Origin of the sequence: Persicitalea sp. (genome assembly GCF_041751555.1) — a bacterium.
Lineage (GTDB): Bacteria > Bacteroidota > Bacteroidia > Cytophagales > Spirosomataceae > Persicitalea.
The window spans coordinates 1-5,617 of the sequence record NZ_JBGSXF010000230.1 but is presented as its reverse complement, the minus strand read 5'-3'; the positions used below and the strand labels follow the sequence as shown (position 1 = coordinate 5,617).

The following is a 5,617-nucleotide window of genomic DNA, read 5'->3' as shown; positions in this document are numbered from 1 at the left end:
ATTTCGTCCATCGACGATATGGCCCTGGTCAATATTCAGGGCAGCGGTATGATCGGTGTAGCCGGCATTTCGGCGAGGTTGTTCACTACTCTGTCGGAAAATAATATCAGCGTCATCCTGATTTCGCAGGCGTCTTCGGAGCATTCGATTTGCTTTACTATCGACCCGCGTGAAGCCGAGCGAGCGCAGTTGGTTTTGGAGAAAGCCTTCGAATCCGAAATGACCAGAGGCGACATCGACAGCATCGGCATCGAAAAAAATGTTTCGATCATCGCCATCGTGGGCGAGGGAATGCGGAAAAGCTCCGGAGTCTCGGGCAAGCTGTTTTCGGTTTTAGGCAAAAACGGCATTAATATTATCGCCACGGCGCAGGGATCTTCGGAGTTGAATATCTCGGTGGTTATTTCAAAAAACGATCTTTCCAAAGCCCTCAACGCCATTCACGGCGTGTTCTTCCTGTCCGAAACCCGCTCGCTCAATCTTTTCATTGTGGGTGTAGGATTAATTGGGGGTACTTTGCTCGAGCAAGTAGGCAGCCAATCGGCCTTCCTGAGCGGACAGCGACTGCTTAAACTCAACATTGCGGGACTTTCAAATACAAAAAAGATGCTGCTCGAACCCGCTGGCATCGCTGTTGATCATTGGAGAAAGGAGGTAGCCGACAATGGGGTCAAAACCAGCATCCCCGCCTTCGTCGATCGCATCATCGAACTCAATCTTCCCAACAGCGTTTTCGTAGATTGTACTTCCGATAAGGACATCGTACGGCACTACGAAAAGTTGCTGGATGCCAGTATTTCGGTTGTGACGCCTAACAAAGTTGCCAACTCGGGTAAGTACGAAGAGTACCAGCGTCTGCAGCGCACGGCTTTGCGGCGTGGCGTAAAGTTCTTGTACGAAACCAACGTCGGAGCCGGACTGCCCATCATCAATACCATTCAGGGCTTGATGGATAGCGGGGATAAATTCATCAAGATCGAAGCCATTCTATCGGGTACTTTGTCCTACATTTTCAACACTTTTGGCCCCGGCGTCCGCTTCGTGGATGTAGTGCGTGAGGCCAAGGCCAAGGGCTACACCGAGCCGGATCCGCGCGACGACCTCAGCGGCACTGACGTGGCCCGAAAAATTTTGATATTGGCCCGAGAAGTAGGCATCCCGATGGAGCCGGAAGAAGTGAAGATAGCGCAACTCCTGCCCGACAATTGCCTGCAAGCTCCGACGGTAGAGGACTTTTTTGCCGAACTGGAAAAATCGAACGAATTCTTCGAAGGATTGCTGGACGGTGCCAAGGCCAAAAATGGCGTTCTACGCTACATCGCCACCCTGGAAAACGACCACGCCACAGTAGAACTTCGCGCCGTGGACGACAAGCATCCGTTTTATAACTTATCGGGCAGCGACAATATCGTGTCCTTCACCACCGACCGCTACAAAGACCGCCCTCTGGTCGTGAAAGGCCCCGGCGCGGGTGCCGAGGTCACTGCCTCGGGGGTCTTTGCGGATATAATGAGTATTAGTAGCTATCTCGGCTAACGCCGAGGAGGGTTAACGGTCAACGGTTAACGATTCGCGGATTTCTTTGTCGAATCGCAACCTACGGAATTGCGTAGAACGCCATTTAACCTTTTAACCGTTAACCATTTGACCCATCCCATAAACTCTGCCATGCCCATGAACTTTATCAAAGCTTTCGCCCCCGCTACTGTGGCCAATGTAGCCTGTGGCTTCGACATCTTCGGCTTTGCCGTGGATGAGCCTGGTGACGTGGTAGAACTACGCCGCCGCGATGCGCCGGGTATTGTCATTACGGACATCACGGGCGACGAAGGTCGGTTGCCACGCGATCCGACCCGCAACGCGGTGACGGTGGTAATGCTGCGTTTGTTAGAGCACTTGGGTAATACTGAATTTGGCGGGGAGGTAGTTTTGCACAAAAATATGCCGCTGGGCAGCGGTATGGGGTCGAGTTCGGCCAGTGCCGTGGCGGGCGTTTTCGCCCTCAACGAAATGCTGGACCAGCCGCTGACGCGGCAGCAACTGTTGCCCTTTGCGATGGAGGGCGAGCGCATTGCCTGCGGGTCGGCCCACGCCGATAATGTGGGGCCTTCGCTGATGGGCGGCTTTTTGGTAGTTCGCAGCTACCAGCCGCTGGATGTGTTCCAGATTCCGGTGCCGGATGGTTTGTACTGTACTTTGGTCAATCCTGACATCGAGGTGAATACCAAAGACGCCCGTTTCATACTACGCAATGAGGTGTCTTTGAAGAATGCCATTTCCCAAATGGGCAATGTCGCTGGGCTTATCGCCGGGCTGATGCAGGAAGACTACGAACTCATCAGCCGCTCGATGGTGGATGTGATTGTGGAGCCTATCCGCGCCATTTTGATTCCCGAATTTAATGAAGTGAAACAGGTAGCGATTACGCAGGGTGCTCTTGGGTGCAGCATTTCGGGGGCAGGGCCTTCGATGTTTACGCTTAGTAAAGGTCGAGAAACCGCTGAGCGCGTAGGCAAAGCGATGCAGGAAAAGTTTGCCCTGGCCGAAATCGATAGCAAAGTGTACGTCTCGGCCATCAATCGCGACGGGCCGAGGGTGTTGGCGAGGGAGTAATCCGCAGGATTTCGTCCGGATTATTTATCAAGATGTAGAGAGCCCCGTCGGGACCGAATTTTATATCTCGCACCCGGCCCATTCCTTTAAAAAGTAATTCCTGCGCCAATACTCGGTCGTCCACAATGACGAGTCGCCTCAATTCCTGGAAACCGAGCGCACCCACCAGTAGGTTATTTTTCCAGGCCGGAAAGCGCGGACTGGCGCAAAATGCAATGGCCGATACTGCGATGGAAGGCGTCCAATAGATGATGGGTTGCTCCATACCTTCTTTTTCCGTAATCTCAGACACGATACTACCGTCGTAGTCAATACCGTAGGTAATGACTGGCCAGCCGTAGTTTGCCCCTTTTTTCATGATATTCAATTCATCGCCCCCCTTCGGGCCGTGCTCCGTCATCCAAATCTCGCCCGTTACCGGATGCTGGTCTATGCCCTGGACGTTGCGGTTGCCCAGGGAATAAATCGCGGGCAGTGCGCCTTTTTGGTTCACAAAGGGATTGTCTTCAGGAATGTTGCCGTCATTATTGATGCGAAACACCTTCCCGGTGGCTTTACCCAAGTCCTGTGAATCCATCGCTCGGCCCATGTCGCCGATCGTGAAGAACAGGTGTCCTGCCTTATCGAACAAAAACCGACAGCCCCAGCGGTTGCCGTCCACTACCTTCAGGGAATCAGGCACTTCAAATAGTGTCTGTTCTTCCACCCAGCGGTTTTCCCGGACTTTTCCCCGAATTATTTTGGTCAAAGCCAGCGCCTTTTTATCCTGACTATCAGCGACGCTTTTGCTTACGCCCAGATAAACCCAGCCGTTTTTGGCATAGTCTGGATCCAAAGCAATATCCATCAAGCCCGCCGTGCTGGTTCCCAGGTACGCCACAGGCAAACCCTTGATGGGTTCGGTTACTAGTTTGCCCTTCACCAACCACCGCAGTCCGCCTGTTTTTTCGGTCACCAGGGCACTGTCCTCATTGACGAACTCGATGCCCCAGGGCGTTTTCAAGCCGCTGGTAACGACTTTTTCAATTTTGAGCGTATAGGCCTGCGTATTTATGAAAACGGTCGCCGAGTCGATGGCATTTCCCTGTTTGGTATTCTGGGCAGTGAGAATAAAATCAGTTAGGTCGTCGATTTGTTGGCTACTCAGCGTGTTTTCCCAAGCTACCATTGTCGTGCCAGGTACGCCTTTGTGAATGGCACGAGCGATGGATTTTTTACCAGCGTTGTTTTTCCAGGCATTTTTCAACAAGGCAGGCCCGGAAGTTGCACCCTGCAAGTTGGCCCCGTGGCAGCCCGCGCAGTGCGTGGCGTAAAGGTTTTTGGCGTTTTGGGCGTAGGAAAGGGTGAAAGTTATTAGTAGGAAAGCCGTCAGGATTGATTTCATAAAAGTAATTTGGTGATTGAACGTGGAGTGAAGATATGGTTTTTTGAGTTGTGGAATGGTTTAACTTTGCTGTTAAACGGGCGAGACGCCCGTACCACATCGAACTTTCTTTTTCTTAAAAAAGTTAATGTCCTTGAATCCCAACCTATAGAAAAAACATGGTAACGGTAACTGACAAAGCCAAAGATAGAATCGAGACCTTACGCACCGAAGAAGGCCGTACCGACGAAAACCACATTCGCGTGGGCGTAGAGGGCGGTGGCTGCTCGGGTCTGATGTATAATTTAGAATTCGACACCAACAAGCAGCCCACCGATATGGTCTTTGAAGACAAGGGCATACGCATCGTGGTGGACAAGAAAAGCATCCTATACCTGGCCGGGACGGTCCTCGATTTTAGCGACGGGCTCAACGGCAAAGGTTTCCAGTTCGTGAACCCCAACGCCTCCCGCACCTGCGGCTGCGGCGAGAGTTTCGCGGTGTAGGAATAAAGATTAAGTTTTGATTAAGTGAGAATGATTAAAGCGTCGCGAGCTTCCACGCGGCGCTTTTTTTGTGCGTTAGCCTCGCAGTTACTCCGCAATCCGTACTTTTGCCACCCGATCAGCGATTACTTCGTATATTGTTCGACAATACCGTTATCTAGGTATCTCAGATGAATCAGTGTCCGCTAACGGTCGATAACCTTATCAGGAAAACATCATGAAAATTGCAGTGTGTGGCAAAGGTGGCGTAGGCAAAACCACCATCAGTGGCCTGTTGTGCCGCATTTTGGGTGCCAAGGGCATCCCGGTGCTGGCCATCGACGGGGACCCTAACCCCAACCTGGCCCTCACCCTCGGGCTGGACCCGCAGGCGGCTATGCCCAAGCCTCTGACATCTAAACTGCTCGAAATTTATCAGAAGGATGACGGGAAAAAATGCGCGAAACTGAAGTCTCCCCTGGCCGAGGTCATGGCGGAACACGGTATCCAAGTAGCCGAAAACGTCACGCTGCTGGCGGTCGGGCAGCCCGAACACGCCGGGACCGGGTGCATGTGCGGCACCCACACCACCGTCCGTGAGATTATCCACACGGCCCTCGAAGAAAGCGAACAGGTTACGCTGCTGGACCTGGAAGCCTCGCTGGAGCAGATGAAGCGCGGCACGTCGAAGTATGTGGATGTGCTGCTTTGCGTGGTGGAACCCTACTACCGCTCCATGGAAGCCGTGGCCCGTTTCCAGCGGCTGGGTAAGGAACTGGAAATCAAGAATATCGTGGCGGTGGCTAACAAAGTGAAGAATGCCCAAGACGAGGAGGCCATCCGCGACTTCTGCGCCCAGACTGATCTGCCCGTTATTGCCGTCATTCCGCTCGATCCGACCGTTTCGGAAGCCGACAAAAAGGGTTCTCTGGACATGGCCGACATTGACGAGTCGCCCGCCTTACGGGCCATCAATCAGTTAGCCGAAGATCTGCTGGAAACGGTATAAAAAAAGGGGTAGTGTCTAAAAGAGGTTGATCAGGCAGTGACAGAGTCGCCGTATTTTCCTGTTTTGAAATAATGTTTGTTGATGTACATACCAATCACATTGTCGTGAATCTGTTGGTTTTTGGAAAAACATATCGTCCTGCGGCTC

6 protein-coding genes are annotated in these 5,617 nt (G+C 52.4%); 4 read left to right on the top strand and 2 right to left on the bottom strand.

The genetic code is table 11. From position 1 onward, the window contains the following. A partial coding sequence (locus ACEW8P_RS08235) for an ACT domain-containing protein (RefSeq protein WP_373512608.1) occupies window positions 1–1,536 on the top strand: 1,536 nt, incomplete at its 5' end. A 138-nt stretch (window positions 1,537–1,674) separates the two neighbouring features. Next, a complete protein-coding gene (locus tag ACEW8P_RS08230; protein WP_373512607.1) occupies window positions 1,675–2,613 on the top strand; it encodes a homoserine kinase in 939 nt (312 codons plus the stop codon). Here ACEW8P_RS08230 and ACEW8P_RS08225 read toward each other — a convergent pair. After that, entirely contained in the window at window positions 2,576–3,997 is a 1,422-nt protein-coding gene (locus ACEW8P_RS08225; protein WP_373512606.1) for a PQQ-dependent sugar dehydrogenase, read from the bottom strand. The two genes, ACEW8P_RS08230 and ACEW8P_RS08225, sit on opposite strands and share 38 nt — an antisense overlap. Before the next feature lie 158 nt (window positions 3,998–4,155). Here ACEW8P_RS08225 and ACEW8P_RS08220 point away from each other — a divergent pair, with 158 nt between their 5' ends. Both ACEW8P_RS08220 and ACEW8P_RS08215 read left to right on the top strand, forming a co-directional pair. Continuing rightward, entirely contained in the window at window positions 4,156–4,482 is a 327-nt protein-coding gene (locus ACEW8P_RS08220; RefSeq protein ID WP_373512605.1) for a HesB/IscA family protein, read from the top strand. Window positions 4,483–4,699: 217 nt separating this feature from the next. After that, complete coding sequence (locus tag ACEW8P_RS08215; RefSeq protein ID WP_373512604.1) at window positions 4,700–5,470, top strand: AAA family ATPase; 771 nt, start codon at window positions 4,700–4,702, stop codon at window positions 5,468–5,470. Window positions 5,471–5,499: 29 nt separating this feature from the next. Here ACEW8P_RS08215 and ACEW8P_RS08210 read toward each other — a convergent pair whose 3' ends face one another. Next, window positions 5,500–5,604: a hypothetical protein gene (locus ACEW8P_RS08210; protein ID WP_373512603.1), complete on the bottom strand. Its 105-nt coding sequence runs from the start codon at window positions 5,602–5,604 to the stop codon at window positions 5,500–5,502. Window positions 5,605–5,617 lie beyond the last annotated feature (13 nt).